The sequence below is a fragment of the Thermococcus sp. EP1 genome, from assembly GCF_001317345.1.
In the GTDB taxonomy this organism is placed as follows: Archaea; Methanobacteriota_B; Thermococci; order Thermococcales; family Thermococcaceae; genus Thermococcus_A.
The window spans coordinates 1-762 of the sequence record NZ_JXCG01000034.1 but is presented as its reverse complement, the minus strand read 5'-3'; the positions used below and the strand labels follow the sequence as shown (position 1 = coordinate 762).

Here is a 762-nt window from a genome sequence, read left to right as displayed (position 1 = left end):
GAGCTGCCTGCCTTGCCTTTCTAAAGATCTCCCTAACTCTCTTCTCACTTTCACCAACCCACTTGCTCAAAACCTCTGGACCCCTGATTCCAATAAAGTTAGCCTCACTTTCGTTAGCAACAGCCTTAGCCAAAAGAGTCTTACCAGTACCAGGAGGACCATAGAGCAAAATACCCTTGGGAGGAGTTATCCCTAATCTTTGGAATGCTTTGGGGTATTTTAATGGCCACTCCACTGCTTCTTTTAATTCCTGCTTCACGCTTTCAAGACCTCCTATATCGTCCCACCTAACATTAGGAACTTCAATCAGAACCTCTCTAAGTGCAGATGGTTCTATCATCTTCAATGCTTCATAGAAATCATTTTTTGTAACCTTGAGCTCTTGAAGAACCTCCCGAGGTATCTTCTCTTCTTCGGGATTAATTTTGCCTTCGGTAATGAGCCTTCTTAAGACAACCATTGCAGCTTCTCTTGCCAATGCTGCCAGATCAGCACCCACGAATCCATGAGTCCTTTCAGCCAACTCTTCAAGCATGAGATCAATGAGTCTTACCCTAACTTCCTTATATATATCGCTTTCCTCCTTTAGTATCGCTTTAATTTCACTCTCATCTCTAACATTCTCAACTTTTTCCATGATGGAGTCTAGTTTGTCCTTATCAAATGTTTCTCTCTTTCTAAGTTCTCTTAGGACTCTAAGAACATTTCTCTTATCATAATCTGGCTCAAGCGGCATGCCTCTTGTGTGAATTTGAAGGATTT

General features: G+C 41.9%; 1 protein-coding gene. It reads right to left on the bottom strand.

Annotation, left to right across the window (positions count from 1 at the left end):
- The coding region (locus tag EP1X_RS09930) for an AAA family ATPase (protein WP_156300742.1) at positions 1 to 762 on the bottom strand (762 nt) is incomplete at both ends.